The sequence below is a fragment of the Gordonia gummivorans genome, assembly GCF_022513585.1.
Taxonomy (GTDB): Bacteria; Actinomycetota; Actinomycetes; order Mycobacteriales; family Mycobacteriaceae; genus Gordonia.
Window position 1 is genome coordinate 124,340 of record NZ_JAKWBF010000003.1, and the last position, 20,043, is coordinate 144,382.

At 65.3% G+C, this 20,043-nt stretch carries 18 protein-coding genes and 1 tRNA gene; 11 read left to right on the plus strand and 8 right to left on the minus strand.

The features are described from left to right. Positions 1 to 312: a WhiB family transcriptional regulator gene (locus MKW15_RS03610; RefSeq protein WP_240856205.1), complete on the minus strand. Its 312-nt coding sequence runs from the start codon at positions 310 to 312 to the stop codon at positions 1 to 3. Positions 313 to 591: 279 nt separating this feature from the next. Here MKW15_RS03610 and MKW15_RS03615 point away from each other — a divergent pair, with 279 nt between their 5' ends. From MKW15_RS03615 to MKW15_RS03625, 3 genes are read left to right on the plus strand one after another with little or no spacing between them, the layout of a single operon-like run. Then, positions 592 to 3,036: a penicillin-binding protein gene (locus MKW15_RS03615; protein WP_240856317.1), complete on the plus strand. Its 2,445-nt coding sequence runs from the start codon at positions 592 to 594 to the stop codon at positions 3,034 to 3,036. A gap of 48 nt (positions 3,037 to 3,084) precedes the next feature. Then, positions 3,085 to 4,080 carry a metallophosphoesterase gene (locus tag MKW15_RS03620; RefSeq protein ID WP_240856206.1) on the plus strand — a complete coding sequence of 332 codons (996 nt, stop codon included), beginning with the start codon at positions 3,085 to 3,087 and terminating at the stop codon, positions 4,078 to 4,080. A gap of 18 nt (positions 4,081 to 4,098) precedes the next feature. Continuing rightward, positions 4,099 to 4,794, plus strand: coding sequence for a haloacid dehalogenase type II (locus tag MKW15_RS03625; RefSeq protein ID WP_240856207.1), 696 nt, complete (start codon positions 4,099 to 4,101; stop codon positions 4,792 to 4,794). Between the two features lie 36 nt (positions 4,795 to 4,830). Here MKW15_RS03625 and MKW15_RS03630 read toward each other — a convergent pair whose 3' ends face one another. Together MKW15_RS03630 and MKW15_RS03635 are read right to left on the minus strand one after the other, a co-directional pair. Next, positions 4,831 to 5,607, minus strand: coding sequence for a crotonase/enoyl-CoA hydratase family protein (locus MKW15_RS03630; protein ID WP_240856208.1), 777 nt, complete (start codon positions 5,605 to 5,607; stop codon positions 4,831 to 4,833). Next, positions 5,594 to 5,872, minus strand: a complete 279-nt coding sequence (locus MKW15_RS03635; protein WP_240856209.1) for a hypothetical protein — start codon at positions 5,870 to 5,872, stop codon at positions 5,594 to 5,596. Before MKW15_RS03635 ends, MKW15_RS03630 begins: the two co-directional genes overlap by 14 nt. Positions 5,873 to 6,075: 203 nt before the next feature. Here MKW15_RS03635 and MKW15_RS03640 point away from each other — a divergent pair, with 203 nt between their 5' ends. The 4 genes from MKW15_RS03640 to MKW15_RS03655 are packed head-to-tail and all read left to right on the plus strand — an operon-like array spanning position 6,076 to position 12,600. Further along, positions 6,076 to 7,590 (plus strand): aldehyde dehydrogenase family protein, encoded by a 1,515-nt coding sequence (locus tag MKW15_RS03640; RefSeq protein ID WP_240856318.1) that lies wholly within the window; start codon positions 6,076 to 6,078, stop codon positions 7,588 to 7,590. 20 nt (positions 7,591 to 7,610) lie between these two features. Next, positions 7,611 to 9,149 (plus strand): APC family permease, encoded by a 1,539-nt coding sequence (locus MKW15_RS03645; RefSeq protein WP_276614586.1) that lies wholly within the window; start codon positions 7,611 to 7,613, stop codon positions 9,147 to 9,149. 45 nt (positions 9,150 to 9,194) lie between these two features. After that, positions 9,195 to 10,772 carry a GMC family oxidoreductase gene (locus MKW15_RS03650; RefSeq protein ID WP_240856210.1) on the plus strand — a complete coding sequence of 526 codons (1,578 nt, stop codon included), beginning with the start codon at positions 9,195 to 9,197 and terminating at the stop codon, positions 10,770 to 10,772. Continuing rightward, the gene (locus MKW15_RS03655) at positions 10,765 to 12,600 is read left to right on the plus strand and encodes a putative nucleotidyltransferase substrate binding domain-containing protein (RefSeq protein ID WP_240856211.1); all 1,836 of its coding nucleotides are present in this window, start codon (positions 10,765 to 10,767) and stop codon (positions 12,598 to 12,600) included. The genes MKW15_RS03650 and MKW15_RS03655 overlap by 8 nt, the downstream gene beginning before the upstream one ends. 154 nt (positions 12,601 to 12,754) lie before the next feature. Here the strand turns inward: MKW15_RS03655 and MKW15_RS03660 are convergent. Then, a tRNA-Pro gene (locus MKW15_RS03660) sits at positions 12,755 to 12,828 on the minus strand. A gap of 203 nt (positions 12,829 to 13,031) precedes the next feature. On the opposite strand from MKW15_RS03660, the gene MKW15_RS03665 reads away from it, so the two are divergent. Together MKW15_RS03665 and MKW15_RS03670 are read left to right on the plus strand one after the other, a co-directional pair. Further along, the gene (locus MKW15_RS03665) at positions 13,032 to 13,454 is read left to right on the plus strand and encodes a DUF7144 family membrane protein (protein WP_240856212.1); all 423 of its coding nucleotides are present in this window, start codon (positions 13,032 to 13,034) and stop codon (positions 13,452 to 13,454) included. A gap of 131 nt (positions 13,455 to 13,585) precedes the next feature. Beyond that, on the plus strand, positions 13,586 to 14,212 hold the full coding sequence (locus MKW15_RS03670) for a lipocalin family protein (RefSeq protein WP_374246084.1): 627 nt from the start codon (positions 13,586 to 13,588) through the stop codon (positions 14,210 to 14,212). On the opposite strand, the gene MKW15_RS03675 is transcribed toward MKW15_RS03670, so the two are convergent. Further along, on the minus strand, positions 14,188 to 15,342 hold the full coding sequence (locus MKW15_RS03675; RefSeq protein WP_240856214.1) for a helix-turn-helix domain-containing protein: 1,155 nt from the start codon (positions 15,340 to 15,342) through the stop codon (positions 14,188 to 14,190). The two genes, MKW15_RS03670 and MKW15_RS03675, sit on opposite strands and share 25 nt — an antisense overlap. Further along, positions 15,339 to 16,373 (minus strand): AraC family transcriptional regulator, encoded by a 1,035-nt coding sequence (locus MKW15_RS03680; protein ID WP_240856215.1) that lies wholly within the window; start codon positions 16,371 to 16,373, stop codon positions 15,339 to 15,341. Before MKW15_RS03680 ends, MKW15_RS03675 begins: the two co-directional genes overlap by 4 nt. A 381-nt stretch (positions 16,374 to 16,754) precedes the next feature. Between MKW15_RS03680 and MKW15_RS03685 the strand changes: the two genes are divergently transcribed. Both MKW15_RS03685 and MKW15_RS03690 read left to right on the plus strand, forming a co-directional pair. Beyond that, positions 16,755 to 17,876 (plus strand): linear amide C-N hydrolase, encoded by a 1,122-nt coding sequence (locus MKW15_RS03685; protein WP_240856216.1) that lies wholly within the window; start codon positions 16,755 to 16,757, stop codon positions 17,874 to 17,876. Between the two features lie 109 nt (positions 17,877 to 17,985). After that, complete coding sequence (locus MKW15_RS03690; protein ID WP_240856217.1) at positions 17,986 to 18,255, plus strand: hypothetical protein; 270 nt, start codon at positions 17,986 to 17,988, stop codon at positions 18,253 to 18,255. Positions 18,256 to 18,298: 43 nt separating this feature from the next. On the opposite strand, the gene MKW15_RS03695 is transcribed toward MKW15_RS03690, so the two are convergent. Both MKW15_RS03695 and MKW15_RS03700 read right to left on the minus strand, forming a co-directional pair. Further along, positions 18,299 to 19,300, minus strand: a complete 1,002-nt coding sequence (locus tag MKW15_RS03695) for a helix-turn-helix domain-containing protein (protein WP_240856218.1) — start codon at positions 19,298 to 19,300, stop codon at positions 18,299 to 18,301. 26 nt (positions 19,301 to 19,326) lie between these two features. Beyond that, entirely contained in the window at positions 19,327 to 20,010 is a 684-nt protein-coding gene (locus MKW15_RS03700) for a hypothetical protein (RefSeq protein ID WP_240856219.1), read from the minus strand. Positions 20,011 to 20,043: the final 33 nt, after the last annotated feature.

A 20,043-nucleotide genomic window follows, 5' to 3' on the forward strand; every position in this document is an offset into this window, starting at 1 on the left:
TCAGACCGCGTCGGCGGTCTGGCGTCGTTTCTGTGCGGCGAAGAACGCCGACCACGAGGTCACCTCGGGATGCTGGCGCAGCAGCGCACGGCGCTGACGTTCGGTCATGCCACCCCAGACGCCGAATTCGACGCGATTGTCGAGGGCGTCGGCGCCGCATTCGAGCTGGACCGGACAGTGACGGCAGATCGTTGCGGCCTTGCGTTGCGCGGCTCCCCGAACGAAAAGTTCATCGGGGTCTCCCCCTCTGCAGCGGGCTTGCGCCACCCAGGTCAAGCGTTCTTCTCCGGTGGAAACTGCCGCTGTCGCCATCCGCCGACCCCTGTCTGTCGTTGTCCAGAACACTCAGAGAATGCAGACCGTCAATCGCGCTGCTCAGACCACTATTCGATGCGATTGTTAGGTGAGTCACATTCTGCACTCAATCTAGGGATCTGTGCATGGGTGCGCAACCCCTGGGCGAAAGAAAATGGCACATACGTGCAAGCCACGATTGTTTTCGCAGGTCGCGCCGTGAGCTCACCTCTCTAAGGCGATCGATGGGCGTGCTGCGGCAATGTCTCAGAAATCACACGTACTCTGTCGTGTGTGATCTCGAAGAAGCTGTGGTCGCTCGTATGGGCGTGCCTTCTCTCCGGCGTGCTCGTCGCCGGTCTTCTGTACCCCGTGGCGAGCAGTGTCGGCGTCATGTCCAACCGCGCCGCGGCCGCCGTGGAGAACGTCTCGTCGGAGTTGCTCAACGGGACGCTGCCCGAGGTGACCACCATGACCGACGTCACCGGCAAACCGATCGCGGTGCTCTACGACCAGTACCGCTACCAGGTCGGCTACAACGACATCTCGCCCGACATGATCCGCGCGATCATCTCCATCGAGGACCGACGCTTCCTCGAACACGACGGCGTCGACTGGAAGGGCACCATCCGCGCCGCGCTGAAGAACTCGTCGTCGGGTGAGGTGCAGCAGGGCGCGTCGACCCTCGACCAGCAGTACATCAAGAACTTCCAGCTACTCGTGCTCGCGCGCACCGAGGCCGAACGTCAGACGGCCATCGAGACCACACCGGCGCGCAAGCTGCGCGAGGTGCGCATGGCTCTCACGATGGAGCAGTCGCTGATCGATCAGGCCAAGCGCGACAAAGGACTCGACGACGCTGCGGCCAAGCAGGAGGCCAAGAAGCAGATCGTCACGCGTTACCTCAACGTCGTCCCGTTCGGCAACAACGCCTACGGCATCGAGGCCGCCGCGCAGACGTACTTCGGCATCCCCGCCAAGGACCTCAACCTGCAGCAGGCCGCGTTGCTCGCCGGCATGGTGCAGTCGAGTTCGGCACTGAACCCCTACACCAATCCCGACGCCGCAATGGAACGTCGAAACACCGTGCTGGACACCATGATCCAGAACTTCCCGGAACGCTCCGCGGAACTCGCCGCGGCCAAGGCGTCCCCGCTGGGAGTCCTGCGACGCCCCCGGACTCCGTCGCAAGGGTGCATCGCGGCGGGCAACAACGGCTTCTTCTGCGATTACGCCATGCAGTTCCTCGCCGAGAACGGGCTGTCCCGGGATTCGGTGATGCGCGGGGGTTACATCATCCGGACCACCCTCGATCCGGAGATCCAGCGATCCACCACCCGCGCGGTGAAGACGCAGGCCAGCCCCGACGCAGACGGCGTCGCCGACGTGATGAGCACGATACGGCCGGGTAAGCGTTCCCACGACGTGCTGTCGATGGCGTCGAGCCGCGACTACGGACTCAATCTCCGGGCCGGTCAGACAGTCCAGCCACAACCCTTCTCGATGGTCGGCGACGGCGCCGGCTCGGTCTTCAAGATCTTCACCGTCGCCGCGGCGATGGAGAAGGGGCTCGGTGCCGGCTCCAACATCCAGGTTCCGGGGTCGATCGCCGTCTACGGCATGGGCAACAGCGGCGGCAGCTATGGCTGCCCGGTCAACGCCTACTGCGTGAAGAACGACGGCAAGTACCCGGCGTCGATGTCGGTCACGCAGGCTCTCGCACAGTCGCCGAACACCGCGTTCGTGAAGCTGCTGCAGGAGGTCGGGGTCAAGCCCGCCGTCGACATGGCGGTGCGCCTGGGTCTGCGTTCGTACACCATTCCGGGGTCGTCGGGCTTCGGCGAGAAGAGCATGGCGCAGTACGTCAAGGATGGGAACTTCGGTTCCTTCACGCTCGGACCGCTGCCGCTGAACGCGCTCGAACTGTCCAACGTCGCCGCGACGCTGGCGTCGGGCGGCACCTGGTGCCCGCCTAATCCGATCAAGTCGATCAGCAAGATCAAACGCGACCAGTACGGCAACCCGGTGATGGGCCCCAACGGCCAGCCGGCGCTCACCGCGGTCCCGTTCACCACGCCTGCTTGCGAGCAGGTGGTGGAGCCGGGTCTGGCCAACACCCTCGCCAACGCGATGAGCCAGGACGACCGCGGCGGCACGTCGGCCGCGGCCGCCGGCACCATCGGCTGGACACTGCCGAGTTCCGGTAAGACCGGCACCACCGAAGCGCACCGCAGTTCGGCGTTCGTCGGGTTCACCAACCAGATCGCCGGTGCCGCCTACGTCTACAGCGACGGCCCCAACCCGCAGGGTGTGTGCACCAGCCCGCTGCGTTCCTGCTACGACGGCAACGTGTACGGCGGCTACGAACCCGCGCGCACCTGGTATCAGGCGATGCTCCCGGTCGCGACCAAGTTCGGTCCCGTCCGGCTGCCACCGAATGATCCCGCGTATCTGAACGGCACGAGTCGTGGTCGCATCCCGCAGGTCAGCGGGCTCACCGCGAGCGCGGCGACCTCGCGTCTGCAGGCTGCCGGGTTCAAGGTCAACCAGCTCGACGTCGACAGCTCCCGCCCGCAGGGCACGGTGGTGTTCACTGCCCCCTCGGACTCGGCGATGCCCGGGAGCGTGATCACGATCTACGTGAGCAACGGCCGACGCGGAGCCCGCGACAACAACGGCCCCACCGAGACCACCGTTCAGGTACCCGGCGTCGGACCGGTGGTGATCCAGCTCCCCGGCTGACCGCGTATCCGGGTGCCCCATCAACTCCCGGCTGCGTATCCTGAGCAGATGGTCCAACTCGACAGCCGCGTGGACGCGCTCCGGTCCGCGCTCACACCGAAAGCCTCCGGCCGCGTCCTTGCCGCGGGTGCGGGTCTCGCGGCGGCGGGCCTGTTCTACTCGACGGTGATCGAGCGCAACGCATTCACGCTGCGTCACACCACGCTCTCCGTCCTGGAACCGGGCGCCACGCCGCTGCGGGTGCTGCACATCAGCGACCTGCACATGATGCCCAACCAGCGCCTCAAGCAGGCGTGGGTGTCGGAGCTGGAGTCTCTCGAACCCGACTTGGTGGTCAACACCGGCGACAACCTCGCCCACCCGCAGGCCGTGCCCGCGGTGATCCAGTCGCTCGGCGGTCTGCTGTCGCGCCCGGGCCTGTTCGTCTTCGGCTCCAACGACTACTTCGGTCCGCGCGCGAAGAACCCGCTCAAGTACTTCAAGAAGGATCACCAGCGCACCCACGGCGATCCGTTGCCCTGGCAAGACCTACGCGCCGCGTTCACCGAGCGCGGATGGCTCGATGCCACCCACACCGTGCGCGAACTCGAAGTCGGTGGCGTGCGCGTCGTGGCGGCCGGTGTCGACGACCCGCACATCGAACGCGACCGCTACGAGACCATCGAAGGTCGGCCCAACCCTCTCGCCCACCTGCGGCTCGGCCTCACCCACTCGCCCGAACCCCGCGTGCTCGACCGGTTTGCCGCCGACGGATACGACCTGATCATGGCGGGCCACACCCATGGTGGACAGTTGTGCCTGCCGTTCTTCGGTGCGCTGGTCACCAACTGCAACCTCGACCGATCGCGGGTGAAGGGGCCGTCGAATTGGGGTGCGACCACGAAGCTGCACGTCAGCGCGGGCCTGGGCACCTCACCGTATGCACCGGCACGATTCTGCTGCCGCCCCGAGGCGAGCCTGCTCACGCTGACCCCGGTGTCCCACGGCGACGCCGAGTACGACGCCGACCATTCCCTTCCGCAGCTGGCCACCGAGACCACCTGATCCCGGCATGTCTCCCAAGTGAGCGCCGCCGACGTCCGCGTCCTGGCCTTCGACACCTTCGGCACCGTCACCGACTGGTTCAGCGGTATCTCCGACGCGGTCCGCAACGCCGTGCCTGACGTCGACGCCGCCGAGTTCGCCCGCGAATGGCGTCGGCGCTACGCCCCGATCCTGGCTCGCGTCGAATCCGGCGAGCTACCGTGGCGCGGCCTCGACGACCTGCAGCGGGAGACCCTCGCCGACGTCACGCGCGCCTTCGGCATCAGCCTCGACGACACAGGGGCCGAGTACCTCCTCGGCGCCTGGCGCACCATTCCCGGCTGGCCCGACTCCGCCCCCGGACTCCAGCGGCTCAAGAGTGGATACACCGTGTGCGCACTCAGCAACGGCAGTGTCGCGCTGTTGACGGCCATGGCCAAACACAACGGCTTCGGATGGGACTTCATCGGCGGCTCCGACCTCTGGCATCACTACAAACCGGCCCGCGAAGTCTATTGCGGGCTGGTCGAACTCATGGAGTGCTCGCCGGCCGAAGTGATGATGGTGGCCACCCATCAGCACGACCTCGACGCCGCCCGCTCCCACGGCCTCCGCTCCGCATTCATCGAACGACCCGACGAATGGGGTGGCGCACCCAAGGACGATTCCGGCTCACCGCACAACGACTTTCACGCCTCGAGCCTGCTCGATCTCGCCGATCAGCTCGGTGTGTGAAGCTCTCTACACTCATCTATCGAAAAAATCCGCGGATCATTCACCGTGGCGGCCGGCCCCGTCCGCAAAGCGTGTCGCACCCGATACCGCCCCGGCGGCAAGGGATTCCAGGCCGTGGGCGAATTCGTTGCGCATGGCGTCGGCCGTGTCGAAGCCACCCTGCTCCAGCATCGACATCCGGTCGTGCCGGAGGCAGGTCTGCGGCAGGGTGGCCAGCTCATGCGCCAATTGCACCGCCCGATCCAGCGATTCTCCGTGTGGAACAACACGATTCACCAGACCAAAGCTCAACGCCTCGCCGGCCGACACCGCACGCCCGGTGAGGACCAGATCCATGGCGCGGCTGTGACCGATGAGTCGCGGCAACCGCACCGTCCCACCGTCGATCAGTGGCACGCCCCAGCGTCGACAGAAGACGCCCAGTACGGCGTCGTCGTCGGCGACGCGCAAGTCGGCCCAGCAGGCGAGTTCCAGTCCACCGGCCACGGCATGGCCGGAGATCGCGGCAATCACCGGCTTGGACAATCGCATTCGCGAGACCCCCATCGGCGCGTCGCCTTCCGGGTCGACGCGGTTCGGATCACCCGCCGCGATCGCTTTCAGATCGGCTCCCGCGCAGAACGTCCCGCCCTCGCCGTAGAGCACCGCGACAGATTGGCCGGGGTCAGCGTCGAACGCACGGAACGCGTCGGCGAGATCGTGCGCGGTCCGACGATCGACGGCGTTGCGGACCTCTGGGCGATTGATCCCGACGATGGTCACCTCGCCGTCGGTGCGGACGACGACCGGCGAACGCCCGCTACTCGCCGCCACAGCCGGCCGCCTTCACCTCGGCCATCGTCAGGAGCACCGTGACCCGACTCTGGTCGAGCTCGTCGGTGTCGGCGTCGTGATCGTCGAGCGCGAACTGCCTGAGATTTGCCAGGTTGACCACGTAGGCCTTGCTGTCTCCGCCGGTCAGCAGCGTGAGCGGACTGCGGTCAGAGATCACCTCCCGAACGAACGCCACCACCTCCGGCAGCGATTCGGTGAACAGAATCTGGATCTCGAGCTCGTCTGATGTGAGTAGAGTTGCCATGTGGCCATCGTCACACACCCGCGCGCGGGCAATACGCAAGATGATGGGACCCGACGCACCGCTACGTTTCCGGGTATCGCGACGTCGCGGCTCTGCCCGGCATATCCACACCCACATCCGAACGCCAACGGTCCTGATCACCGCCGCGGAGAGGCCAAATTCCCGTGACATCCAGCAGTTCTGTCGACCCACTCGATTCGCCGTTGGTCGGAGACCACCATCTCTACGTCGGCGACCACCATCTCTATATCGACGGCCGCTGGCGCGCAGCCGGAGATGGCGGCACCCGGGACATCATCAACCCCGCGACCGGATCGGTGTTCGCCGTCGTCGACGAAGCCACACCCGCCGACGCCACGGACGCAATCGCCGCCGCCCGCGCGGCCTTCGACGCCGGCGAATGGCCGGCCACCCCGATCGCCGAACGCGCCGATCTCCTCCGCCGGATCGCCGACCTGCTCGTCCGGGACAAGGCCGAGCTCGCACGCATCGAAACCCTCGACACAGGAAAGACCCTGGCGGAGAGCGAGATCGACATCGACGACGTGATCTCCGTGTTCCGCTACTACGCGAGTCTGGCCGAAACGGAATCCGATCGGCTCGTCGACGTCGGGGTCGCGGGCGTCATCAGCCGGGTGGTCCACGAGCCGATCGGCGTCTGCGTCCTGATCGCCCCCTGGAACTACCCGCTGCTTCAGATCTCCTGGAAGATCGCGCCGGCACTGGTCGCCGGATGCACCATGATCGCGAAGCCCAGCGAGGTCACGCCGCTGAGCACCATCGCCTTCGTCAGGTTGTGCGAGGAGGCGGGCGTGCCACCCGGCGTACTCAATCTCGTCCAGGGAGCCGGCTCGCGTCTCGGCACCGCACTGACCGACACCGACGACGTCGACTTCATCTCGTTCACCGGCGGATTGTCGACCGGCCGGATCATCTCGGAGACCGCGGCCAAGCATGTCACCAAGGTCGCGGTGGAACTCGGCGGCAAGAATCCGCACATCGTGTTCGCCGACGCCGACTGGGACTCCTCCGTCGAACAGGTCCTGGCCGGCGTCTTCCTGCACTCCGGCCAGGTCTGCTCGTCGGGCACACGGCTGATCGTGGACAGTGCGATCGCCGACCGCTTCGTCGACGCCCTGGTGGAGCGGGCCGGGCAGATCCGCATGGGCGACGGCCTGGACCCCGCATCGAAGACCGGTCCGCTCGTGTCGCAGGCGCAACTGGACAAGATGAACAGCTACGTCGCAACCGCAACCGAGGAGGGCGCTGTCTTACGTTGTGGCGGTGGACCTCCCGAGCGCGATGACCTCGACCCCGGCGGATACTGGTTCGCGCCCACCATCTTCGACCGCTGCGACCGGTCGATGGCGATCGTGCGCGACGAGACCTTCGGTCCCATCCTCACCGTCGAGCGCTTCGACACCGCAGCGGAGGCCCTCGCGCTCGGCAACGACACCGACTACGGTCTCGCCGCGGGAGTTCGGACATCCGACGACGCGGTCGGCGAACACATGGTCCGCGGCCTTCGACACGGCACCGTGTGGCTCAACGACTTCGGCTATTACACCCCTGCCGCCGAATGGGGAGGATTCGGCAAGTCCGGCAACGGACGGGAGCTCGGACCCACCGGGCTGGCCGAATATCAAGAAACCAAACATATCTGGCACAACACCGCGCCGTCGGCGTCGCAGTGGTTCACCCACGAGAAGGACGACTGATAAGCACAGATCCCGCACCACTGTCCGCCGGCGACGCGGACGAATCCCACGGCCTCTCCGACTTCGGCTACAAGGAGTCCCTCGACCGGAGCATCGGGAAGTTCGCCAGCTTCGCCGCCGGAGTCAGCTACATCTCTATTCTGACCGGGACGTTCCAGCTCTTCTGGTTCGGTTTCGGGACTGCCGGGCCCGCGTATCTGTGGTCGTGGCCGATGGTGTTCGTCGGACAGCTCTGTGTCGCACTGTGTTTCATGGAACTCGCCGCCAAGTACCCGGTGGCCGGGTCGGTGTACAACTGGGCCAAACGCCTCGGCAGCCAGATCGTGGGCTGGTCGGCCGGTTGGCTGATGTTCACCGCGTCGGTCGTCACGCTCTCCGCCGTCGTCCTTGCCCTGCAACTCAACCTGCCCCGACTCTGGAGCGGCTTCCAGTTCTACGGGAGTGCGGACAACACCACCGACGCCGCGGTCAACGCGGTGATCCTCGGCGCCATCATGATCGCCTTCACCACCACCATCAATGCGTGGAGTGTCAAACTGATGGCCCTGATCAACTCGGTGGGAGTGTTCGTCGAACTCATCGCCGCCGTCCTCATCGCCATCATCTTGGCCTGCAACATCACCCGCGGTCCGCAGGTCTTCCTCTCCACCAACGGTTACGGCGCGGGCGAGAGCGGCGGCTACCTGGGCGCCTTCCTCGTTGCCTCCCTTGCGTCGGGCTATGTCATGTACGGATTCGACACGGCCAGTTCGCTGGGCGAGGAGACCGTGGAACCGCGACGCACCGCACCCAAGGCCATCCTGCGGGCCATTCTTGCGTCCTTCGTGATCGGCGGTGCGATCCTGGTGTTCGCGATCATGGCCGCCCCCAACCTCGACGATCCGCAACTCGGCGAATCCTCCGGTAGCTTGCAGTACATCGTGGAGTCCGTGATGTGGGGCCCGATGGGCGACATCTTCCTGGTGGCGATCGTCGTCGCGGTGACCGTGTGTTCGCTCGCCGTGCACACCGCCGCCATCCGGCTGATGTTCGCCATGGCCCGCGACAACGCCCTGCCCTTCGGCGAGAAACTCGCCAGGGTGCATCCCATTCGTCAGACCCCGGTCATCCCGTCGCTCGTCATCGGGATCGTCGCCGTGCTCATCCTGGTCATCAACATCAACCAGCCCAACATCTTCACGGTGCTCACCTCGATCGCCATCATCATGATCTATCTGGCCTACCTGCTGGTGACGGGTCCGATGCTGGTGAAGCGTTTCCGTGGTGAGTGGCCACCGAAGGATCTGGCCCCGGGCGGGTATTTCACGATGGGCCGCTGGGGCATCGTGATCAACATCGCCGCCGTGGTGTGGGGCGTCGGGATGTCCCTCAACCTCGCCTGGCCGCGCGAGGCGGTGTACGGCACCCCCTGGTACAACACGTGGGGCGCCTTCGTCTACATCGGCATCATCTTCGGTGCCGGGTTCATCTGGTACCTCGTCAAGGGCCGTCGCCACATCGGCGTTCTCGCCTCACATTCCAGCGCGTCGGTGGCCGATCGGATCGGCGGCGGACTGTGAATCCGTCGATGATCTGCACCAGCGTCGAGAAAGGGTGAATTGTCCATGACCACCTACGACTACGTGATCGCCGGCGGCGGAACGGCGGGTTGCCTTCTCGCCGCCCGACTTTCGGAAGATCCGGACACGACGGTGTGTCTGATCGAAGCCGGCCCCAGCGACGTCGACGACCCGAACATCCTGGTGCTCAAGGAGTGGATGCACCTGCTCGACTCCGGATATGACTGGGACTATCCCGTCGAGCCACAGGAGAAGGGCAACAGCTTCATGCGGCACGCACGGGCAAAGGTGCTCGGCGGCTGCTCATCGCACAACTCGTGTATCGCCTTCTGGCCGTTGGCTCAAGGCCTGCGTGACTGGGAGGCGGCAGGTGCCACCGGTTGGGGTCCCGACGGGGTGCTCCCGTTTGTGTCCCGAGTGGAGAACAACGTCGCAGACGGTGACTACCAAGGCTTTCCGCACGGCCACGACGGTCCGGTGCGGCTGCGCGACGTGCCACCGAATGACCCGTGCGGTCAGGCCGTCCTCGACGCCGCAGCACTGGTCGACCTGCCGACCGTGCAGTTCAATCGCGACGACTGGCATCTCAACGGCGCGGGCTGGTTGCAGATCAATGCGAATGAGGCGGGCGAACGGATGTCCTCGTCGCACGCCTACCTGCACCCGATCCTCGGGAAGCGGCCCAACCTGACCGTCCTCACGGACAGTTGGATCAGCACCATCCTGATCGACGACGCGTTGCGTGCCACCGGTGTTCGATTCCAGCGGCCAGACCTCACCGGTTACGACGAGGTGACCGCACGCCGCGAGATCATCGTCACCGCCGGGGCCATCGACACACCGAAGCTGCTGATGCTCAGCGGGATCGGACCGGCAGATCATCTGCGCGACATGGGTATCGATGTCCGCGTCGACGCGCCCGGAGTCGGCGAGAACCTCGACGACCACGTCGAGGGTCTGGTGTTCTGGGAAGCCGCCCAACCCATGGTCACCGATTCGACCCAGTGGTGGGAGATCGGCCTGTTCGCGACCACCGAGGAGGGTCTCGACCACTCGGACCTGATGATGCACTACGGCAGCGTCCCGTTCGACATGAACACGCTGCGGTGGGGATACCCGACCACCGACAACGGTTTCTGCCTGACCCCCAACGTAACTCAGGGCCGCTCACGCGGCACCGTGCGGCTGCGCTCCCGCGACTTCCGGGATCGCCCGAAGGTCGATCCGCGCTACTTCACCGACCCCGACGGCCACGACGAGAAGGTGATGCTGGCCGGCGTCCGGATGGCCCGGACCATCGCCGAGCAGAGCCCCCTGCGGGAGTGGATCGGCCGCGAACTCGCACCCGGACCCGACGCGGTCACCGACGCGGACCTGATCGACTACATCCACAAGACCCACAACACCGTCTACCACCCGGCCGGTACCGCCAGAATGGGTTCGGCCGACGACCCCCTCGCGGTCCTCGACCCTACCCTGAAAGTCAAGGGAGTCCGCGGTTTACGGGTTGTCGATGCGTCGGCGATGCCCAAACTCCCGGTGGTGAACCCCAACATCACCGTCATGACCATGGCCGAGAAGTGTGCCGACCTGATCGGATCGGCGCACCGCAGCGGTGAGTGAACCCGGCGTCGCTCTTGCCGAGTTCCTCGGCGCCCGGATGCCGTTCCAAGAACTCGGCGACGACGAACTGGCAAGCGTCGCAGACCAATCTGAGGTACGGCGAATACCGGCAGGCGGGGTTGTCGCCGAGTACGGTGACGGCGCACCGGATGCCGTGTCCATGCTGTACAGCGGCCGGGTTGCCCTGACCGCACCCGGCGACGACATCACGGATGCGTTCGAGATGATCGGTCCCGGTGAGCTCTTCGGATACCTGCCGTTGATCATCGGTGCGGCCGCGCGATTCTCGGCCTGGGCGATCGAACCCTCCGTCGTGATCGCACTGCCGGCCGACACGATGCGCGAACTCTTCGGCCGTCGCTGCGGCCTGACCTTCGTCGCCAGCAACGCCTGGCGCTCGATCGAGGCACGCCAGCCCGCGTCGAACAGCTGGACGTCGTCGACCCGCGTCGCGGAATTGGTCAAGCGCCCACCGATCGTGGTGGACGCGGACACGCCGGTTGCCGACGCCGTGCGCGCCATGGGTTCGGCGGGCGAATCCGCTGTGCTGATCCCACACCCGGACGGCAGTCTCGGCATCGTCACCGAGAGCGATGTCACCCACCGAGTTGGCGGGGCCGGATTGCCCTCGTCGGTTCCGGTGTCGCAGATCATGACTCATCCGGCGCGCACCGTCGACGCCGACCGCTACGCCATCACCACCTGGCTGGAGATGCTCGAAGCGCAGGTTCGGCACATGCCGGTCTGCGACCCGCGTGGCAAGGCGGTGGGGGTGCTCGACGAGACCGACCTGCTGGTCGCCGCCAGCCGTGGCGGGTCCTTGCAGCGAACGATCGCCGAGGCCCGCGACGCGAAGGGTCTCGCCCGGCAAACCCAGTCCATCCGCCGACTTGCCGACGAACTGTTCGGCTCCGGACTGGATGCCGAATCCACCAGCGGTGTCTTGTCTTTGGTCATCGACACCGCAGCACGACGCGCCGTTGAGTTGTCGCTCGCCGATCGTCCCGAAGTGAACGGCTTCGCCTGGATCACGCTCGGGAGCATCGCCCGTCGCGAGGCGATGCCGTCCTCGGACATCGACTCCGCGCTGAGCTGGTCGGACGAGAACGACGGTCGTGCACACCAATTCCGCGACATGGCGCGTCGCACACACGAGATCCTGGCCGTCGGCGATCTGCCCGAGGACTCCAACGGCGCCGTGGCCTACCTTCCGCGGTTCTCGAGATCTGCCACCGCCTGGACCGAGGCCGCACGAGGGTGGCTCGACGAGCCGTTGTCCGATCGCGGACTCATCATGTCGTCACTGCTGATCGACGGGCGGGTCATCGTCGGCCCGGCCGCCCTGCACACCGCACCGTCGGCCTACGCGTCGATGCCGACCGACCACCCGGAAGCCCTGCGCCTACAGCTTCTCGACGCGTTGTCCCTCAAGCCGAGAGTCCGCGCCGGCCGGCCCTCGCTGTTGCGTCGCAGCGACACCGTGGACCTCAAGACCCACGTGGTCTCCCCCGTCGTGAACCCGGCACGCTGGGCCGGTCTCACCGCCGGCGTCACGTGCGCTCCCACACCCGCACGGCTCCACAGCGCCGTCGATGCCGGGTCACTCGCCGGCGCCGACGCGTCGGTCCTGCACGAGGTGTTTTCCCTGACTCAGCGCATCCGCATGCGACGCCAGATCGAACAGATCCGGGCGGGCCACACCCCAGGCGACCTGGTCGTGATGAGTGAACTCACGCCGCTGGAACGCAGCATGCTCGCCGAGGGCGTCCGCGAGATCGCCGACATCCAGCGCCGGGTGCGCAACCGGGCTGCGCTCACGGGATCGTGACGGCGCGTCGCCGCCGACACTCTGTGTCCTCTGTGACAACCTGTGTGCTGCAGCACCCGGCTTGTCCGACTCGACACAGTGTGTGGTGCGGAAACGAGGAAGCCCTGACCGGATTTCTCCAGGCCAGGGCCTCTTCTGCAATCTCAACCTTGCGTCGGGGTGGCGGGATTCGAACCCACGACCTCTTCGTCCCGAACGAAGCGCGCTACCAAGCTGCGCCACACCCCGTGTGTAGCCTGCGATAGCTTACCCCGACCCGTCGCGACAACTAAATCCGCAGTTCAGAGCGTCAATTTCGCAGGTCGACGCCCGGGCATTGAGTTCAGCCGGGTTGGAATCATCCATTTTGGGCGATACAGACCCGTCGAACATGCAGGATCATCTCGACCGAACCTTCCGTGTTCGCACCCTTCGGGAAAGGACCCATCACCATGAGCAACGTGGATCAGCAGGCGCAAGGCGGTGCCAAGCAAGGCTTTGCATTCGGCATCTCCATCGTGGCCGCCGCTCTGCTGTTCGTCGCCGGGCTTGTTGCCGTATTCCAGGGCATCTCGGCCCTCGCCAACGACGACATCTTCGTCCGGACACCCAACTACGTCTTCCAGTTCGACCTCACCTCGTGGGGCTGGATCCACCTGATCCTCGGCATCCTCGCCGTCCTCATCGCGGGTGGTCTCGCGGTGGGCGCGGACTGGGCCCGAGTCTCGGCGATCATCATCGCGTCGCTGTCGATCATCGCCCAGTTCCTGTGGCTGCCCTACTACCCGGCCTGGGCGATCCTGATCATCGTCCTCGACATCATCGTCATCTGGGCGGTCTCCACCTGGAAGCCGAACGACGTCTACAACGGCTGAACGCAGCTGAACACCGCCGACGGCGGGCGAGGCACATGCCTCGCCCGCCGTTTGCATCTGAGCACCACCCATCCACACCCCGGCCCGCACCGAATCGCTCGCACATCAACCACGAGAAGGGAACTTCACCGATGCGAGCAATGCGCAACACGAGTCGAGCAGTCACCGCGCTCGTCACCTGTGTCCTTGTTTCGGCCGGGCTGTTGCTGACGTCGGCCACCGCCTCGGCGGCCCCGCTGAAGCCGATCGCCAAACTCGACACGACGCGCTACCTCGGGTCCTGGTGGCAGCTGGCCGCGATCCCGGCTTTCTTCAACCTCGTTTGCGCGCGAGACACCAAGGCGACCTACACCCCCATCAACGCGACGACCATCGGCGTGAAGAACACCTGTACGACCTTCACCGGTCAGACCAATGGCGTCCAAGGACGGGCAACAGTGGTCGATCCGGTGACCAAAGCGCAGCTGTCGGTCAAGTTCCCCCAGGTCCCGGTCAGCGTCGATCCCGGCAACGCGCCCAACTACATCGTCGCCTGGATTTCCGACGGCGCAAAGGCGACCGACCCCTATCGCTTTGCCTTGGTCGGCGATCCGACGCGCCTGTCCGGATTTGTCCTCTCGCGTGACAAGGTGGTCTCCACGTCGACCCTGCGGATGCTCCGGGGGCGGGTGGAGAATGCCGGCTTCAACTCGTGCACGTTCCTCATCTCCCCGACGACCGGTGGGCGCAGCGACTATTCGCCGCTTTGCACCGTCTGATCGTCGGGTTCGGAAGCAGACGAATCCGTGTCGAATACATCTCCGAAAACCGCGCGACCCGTAGGTGACTCGCGATCCGGCCGTCGCGACCGGAACTCGGCCGGTGTCATCCCGAAGGCGAGCCGGAACCGATTGCGCATCGCCGACGTCGAGGCGAAGCCGGCGGCCCGCGCTACCTCGTCGAGCCGCTTCCGCGGCTGCGCGAGGAGCACCGAACGGACCTCTTGGAGCCGACGATTCGCGATCAGATCCGCGAGCGATTCGCCGGCAGCCGAGAAATGTCGGTACATCTGACGACGACTGACGTGCAGCTCACGGGATAGCTGTGGCGCCGCGAACTCGGGGTCGCGGAAACGCTGCTCGATCAGCGCCTGGGCGCGGGCACGAACGGTACGGTTCGTGTCGTCCAAGCGGTGGGTTTGGTAGAGCTCTTGTGCGAGAACGGCCTTCACCAGATTGACGGCGGCACCCTGGGCGGCCGACGTGGCCGCGGCGCCGGCGTTGCCGGTCGAATCCGCCTGCGCGAGCCGGCGCAAGAAGGTTGTGACCGCACGCACCAATGCCGTGTCGGGCGAGACATGCTGGAAGCGTGAGAGATTGGCAGCCACCTCCTCTCCGAGCTCCACCATCGGTATGCGGAGCTGGATCGTCTCACACACGTCATCGAGGGTGACGGTGCCGAGCATGAGACTGCTCAGAACCACCAATTGGCCTGCCCGGAAATCCATCCGGTCACGTCCCGACGGGGAGGTGACACTGCCCGACGCCGAATTGATGAGCAGAACCAGTGCCGCCTCGTCCGCCGGGGCCGGCGCGATGCGACGCACCGAACATGCTGTCGACAGTCCGTTGATCACTTCGATCGCGCCGATCCGCTCCGCGTACATCAGTGCTTCAAAGCCATCCGGATCGGTTGAACTGATGCGAAGCGGTCCGTGTAGCTCGTTCATACCGCGCCGCCCGCGATACCGTTGCACGGCATCCGAATCGCCGGCGAATCGGGCGATCCATCGATCCACGCGATCGCGGTCGAGCACGGACGGGGAAACCTGCGGCCGGTTCGAGAGGTACGGCGGAACAACGTGGGATGCGACCGTTTGCGCGCGCGGACCACCATAGACCTCGGTCATGCCTCACTCCCCACATGTCGGTCCTCCGGCACGTCGTCCTCTTCGGCGACGCGCCGATAGTCGTCGGGCGTGACTCCGTACCGCGCCCGGAATCGGTTGCGCAGGGTGGCCACGGACGGGAACCCGGCCGATCGCGCAATACCTTCGAGGCGCACCCGCTCCGGTCCGGCCAGCAGTGTCCGCGCCAGTTCCAGTCGCCGCTCGTTGAGCATCTCCGACAAGGACATGTCCAATTCCTCGAGGTTCCGGTAGAGCTGCCGCTTGCTGACGTGAAGGTGCCGGGCGAGTGTTGTCGCACCGAAAGCCGGGTCGCGGAAGTTGCGGTCGACGAGGTCGACGATGACTGCGCGCAAGACGTCCGGATCATCTCCCGGGCGGCGATCGGGCTCCTCACTCTGGTCCAGTACTGCACGAACCACCTCGATCGCGGCGAGTTCGGTGTCGAGATCGACGTCGGCGCCTCCGACCGCGACGTCACGGGCCAGGCACGACACGAGACTGGCGCACGACCGTGTCAGCGGGGTGTCGGGCACCGTCGGGGGAACCGTCGCGCCGGCAGCGATGTCTCCACCCAGCACCTCGGTGGGCACCCAGATACCTGCGGAGTCGGACACTCCGTGGGTCGTCAGGTCGTAGGGCAGTCGGCTGTCGGTGATCGTGAGCCGGCCCGGACCCGATCGGAACTCATGCCCATTGGCTCGTCCCGTCGTTCCGCCGAGCGTCTGCACGGCGACGATGAGGAAATCGGAGGGATGGTCGCGGATTTGATCACTCGTGCGGCGCGTCCGTACTGCTGTCTGCAACAAGCTGTAAGCGACGATCTTCGAAAGTGGCCGCCAATACAGGAGCTGTTCGAAATCATCTGGATTCTCGGCTTCGAGTATCACGAACTCCGCATAAGGGGCGGTGCCTCCGCGACCACCGGAACGCGCAAGACGAGAACGATTCGGGCCCAAGCCACCGTCGGGTCCGTTCACTCGGTGCCAATGCTCGATGACAGCGGGGTCAAGCCCGTAACGCGGCGCGTTCACGTCCATCCCTTCGTGTGGCTAAGCGGCCCCCATAGGCCCATCATTTCATTGTTGCGCTCGATCCAGCACAGGGACTTTGGTCCCGAAAATTCGATTTCACCACCCGATGCCCGCAAGCGGTCACGACCAAAAGCGAAATCACACACTGAAGAAGCCACACCTGCGACACAAATCCAGATCGGCCCGAACTGTCACGTGCGTGGCGCGTGTTGTGACAATTCGAGTCGTCATTTGTGCCATGTACCGGGTATTCCGGTGCAGGCGGGACGCAGCGGTCGCTCGTGCCGTTTAGCTTGGCTGTGGAGGATCTCTTGACCTCGGTCGGGGCGTCGTCCCGGCCGTCGACCTCCGTTCGCCTCAAGGAAAGTGACGCTGAAAGAAATGTGCACCCGTGTCATGTGGCCCGACGCCAACGGTTCGGTGATCGTCGGCCGGAACATGGACTTCCATCAGGACCTCCACACCAACCTCTGGAAGCTTCCGCGCGGGATCAAGCGCGACGACCGGGTCTCGGGCAAGCTCAAATGGACCGCGAAGTACGGAAGCGTCATCGCAGGCGTCTACGACGTCCTGTCCACGGATGGTCTCAACGAACGGGGTCTGGCGGGGCACATTCTGTGGCTGGCCGAGTCGGAGTACGGCACCCCCGACGACTCGAAGCCACAACTGGCCATGTCGGTCTGGCTGCAGTTCTACCTGGACAACTTCGAGACCGTCGCCGAGGCCGTGGCGTGGACCGAGAAGAACCAGCCGCAGATCGTTCCCATGGCCGATCCAACCGGGCACAGCAAGCCCGCACTACATCTGGCGCTCGATGATGCCAGTGGCGATTCCGCGATCCTGGAATACATCGACGGCAAGATCGAGATCCACCACAGCCAAGACTACCTCGTGATGACCAATTCGCCGACCTACGATCAGCAGCTCGAACTGGTCAAGAAATACGAAGGCCTCGGTGGCGACGACCCACTACCGGGAACGTGCCTGGCCTCCGACCGCTTCGCCCGCGCCCTCTACTACGTCGGCGTCCAGCCGAAGCCGGAGTCGCAACTACAGGCGATGGCGGCGATGCTGAGCATCATCCGCAACTGCGCTCAGCCATTCCGGAACCCCGAGCCTGGCAAGCCCGACGCATCGCAGACCCTGTGGCAGGTCGTCATCGACCTGACCAACCTGCGCTACGCATTCGAGTCGACGACACGGCCGAACACGGTGTGGGTGGATCTCGCGGACCTCGACTTCTCCGAGGGCTCCGGCGAGGCGAAGCTGGATCTGCTCAGCAAGCTTGCGCTCGAAGGCGGTATCGCCGGCGAGGTGCACAAGCACTTCAAGAAGCACCGCAAGTTCCACATCGTCTCCATCGAACAGGCCAAGCTCATCGGAGAGGTCGTGGAGAAGGCGACGTCGGAGCTCGCACACGTCAAGGGGTCCGTCGAGGAGCACCAGAATAAGATCCAGGACATCGTCCAGGAGAAGCTCGTGTCCTTCGTGGCGGCCGAATAGGGTCGGCCGAGCGCCGCACGGGGAGCCCGAGTCCCCACCGGGGATTCGGGACCGCGCTTTCGTGCATCATTGCCACCGCAACTAATGGTTCATCAGCGATAATGGCAGGGTGGACAACACATTCCGCAAGAGTATGGATGGCGATGACATGCTCGCCTTCGCGCTGCGATGGCTGCCCTTTGGTGGAGGCGATCCCGAAGACATCTGGATTGCTTTTGGGCTGTCGGAGCGAGTGTATTTCCACCGACTCCAAATGCTGCTGGATGGCGAGCCACCCCCCGGGATCGACGACTCGACGTGGTTGCGGATGAAACGTAGCTGCAGTGAACGGCTGATCGCGTCGACGAGACCTCCGGCGACCGACCTCCATCAACCCTGAGTTGTGCTGTTCACGAGTTCGTCGAGGGGGGCCTCATCGGTCTTCAGGTTCCGGCCGTTCCGCCGCGCCCGACGTCCGGCAGAGCGTGACGATACTCGTCCGGAGTCATCCCGTAGCGCGCCCGAAAGCGGTTGCGCAGGGTCGCCACCGAACGAAAACCTGCTGCGTGAGCAATGCCCTCCAGGCGGACTTGGCCCGGTTGAGTAAGCAGGCTGCGTGCCCACTCCAGGCGCCGGGTGACGATCATCTCGGCGGGCGAGAAATCTTCGCCCTGAAGACTTCGGTACAACTGCCGCCGACTCATGTGCAGAAGCGCGGCCACGGACGCCGCGTTGAAGGTGGGGTCGCGGAAGTTGCGTTCGATGAGATCGCTGACAGCCGCACGAACGAGAAGCGGGTCGCCGGACACAGCATCATCGGCCGACTTGGTTTGTTCGATCATTGCCCGGATCACCTCGATCGCAGCGAACTCGGTGTCGAGGTCCACATCAGCTCCTCCGATGACCGCGTCGCGAGCCAACCGGACGACGAGGCTCGCGCAGGCTCGGGTGAGGACGGTGTCGGGTGTGAGTGGTTCCGTTGTTGCGCCGGCAGCGATGTCACTCCCCAACAGTTCGGTGGGTACCCAGAGTCCGATCGCGTCGGTGGTGCCGCGTGTGGTCAGGTCGTACGGCAGACGGCTGTCGATGACGGTGATTTGCCCAGCGCCCGCGGCGAACTCGCGGCCGTTGGCAGTTCCGGTTGTCGACCCCAGGGTCTGTACGCCGCAGATGAAAAAGTCCGAGGGATAGTCGCGAATGCGGCTCGCGGTTCGACGAGTACGCACCGGCGTTTGCAACAGGCAGAACGCGAACAGCTTGGACAACGGCCGCCAGTACACCAACTGCTCGAAGTCGTCTGGTTCGGCTGCATCGAGTTCGACAAGAACCGCGTATTGCTCGATGCCGCTGCGACCTCGAGTGCGCACACGGCGCGAACAATGCTCACCGAGTTCCCCTTCACGCCCGTTGTCGCGCTGCCACCGGTCGAGAACTGTTGGGTCCAAACCCGACCCAGACTGGTCTCCCGGCGTCACGACGTCGGTGCACGCAAAGCCGGCAACACGATGAGAGACGCGACGAAGAAGCAGATCGCCCCGATGAAGGTGCCGAGGGTGGCCAGTACCGCATCGACGGTCACTCCGTCGGTGGTGATGTATGCGCCAACCGCCGACACACCGAAGGCGAGGCAGCCGATCATGTTGATCTGGCCCGACCACCAGTCCCGACTTCCCGGTGCCCACATGCGGTCGGTGCGCGCGTAGGCCACCAGCACGAAGAACCCGCTGAAGAGGAAGGCAACTGACCCTTCGGCGTTCGGTGTCCACACGAGGTGCTTCTGCGCGGCGATCGTGTGGGCCTGCAACGCCGCGCCGGTACTCACATTGAACAGCAGGGTGCCGAAGAATTGCGTTGCGGCCGCGAGCCATTCGGCCCGCACCATCGTTCCCGGCGCATAGGAGACCGGAACGGTCACCGGGCCGGCGGTGATCAACTGGATGAAGGCGGCGGTGGTGAAGAACCACGCACCGACGAAGAAGCACAGATTGGCGTTGGCCGCCCCCATCAGCGACCCTAGTCCGGGCGCCGAACCCACGGCAAACAACGCAGACCCGACCATGAAGCTGCTGCACTGCTTGGTGAGGGTCGGAGTGAGAATTCGCTGTGTCCACGACGGTGGTGGATCGAAGACCAGATCCGCGGTGGTATCCGTCATCGCGGCCCGCCGATCCGGTCACCGTCGTTGTGC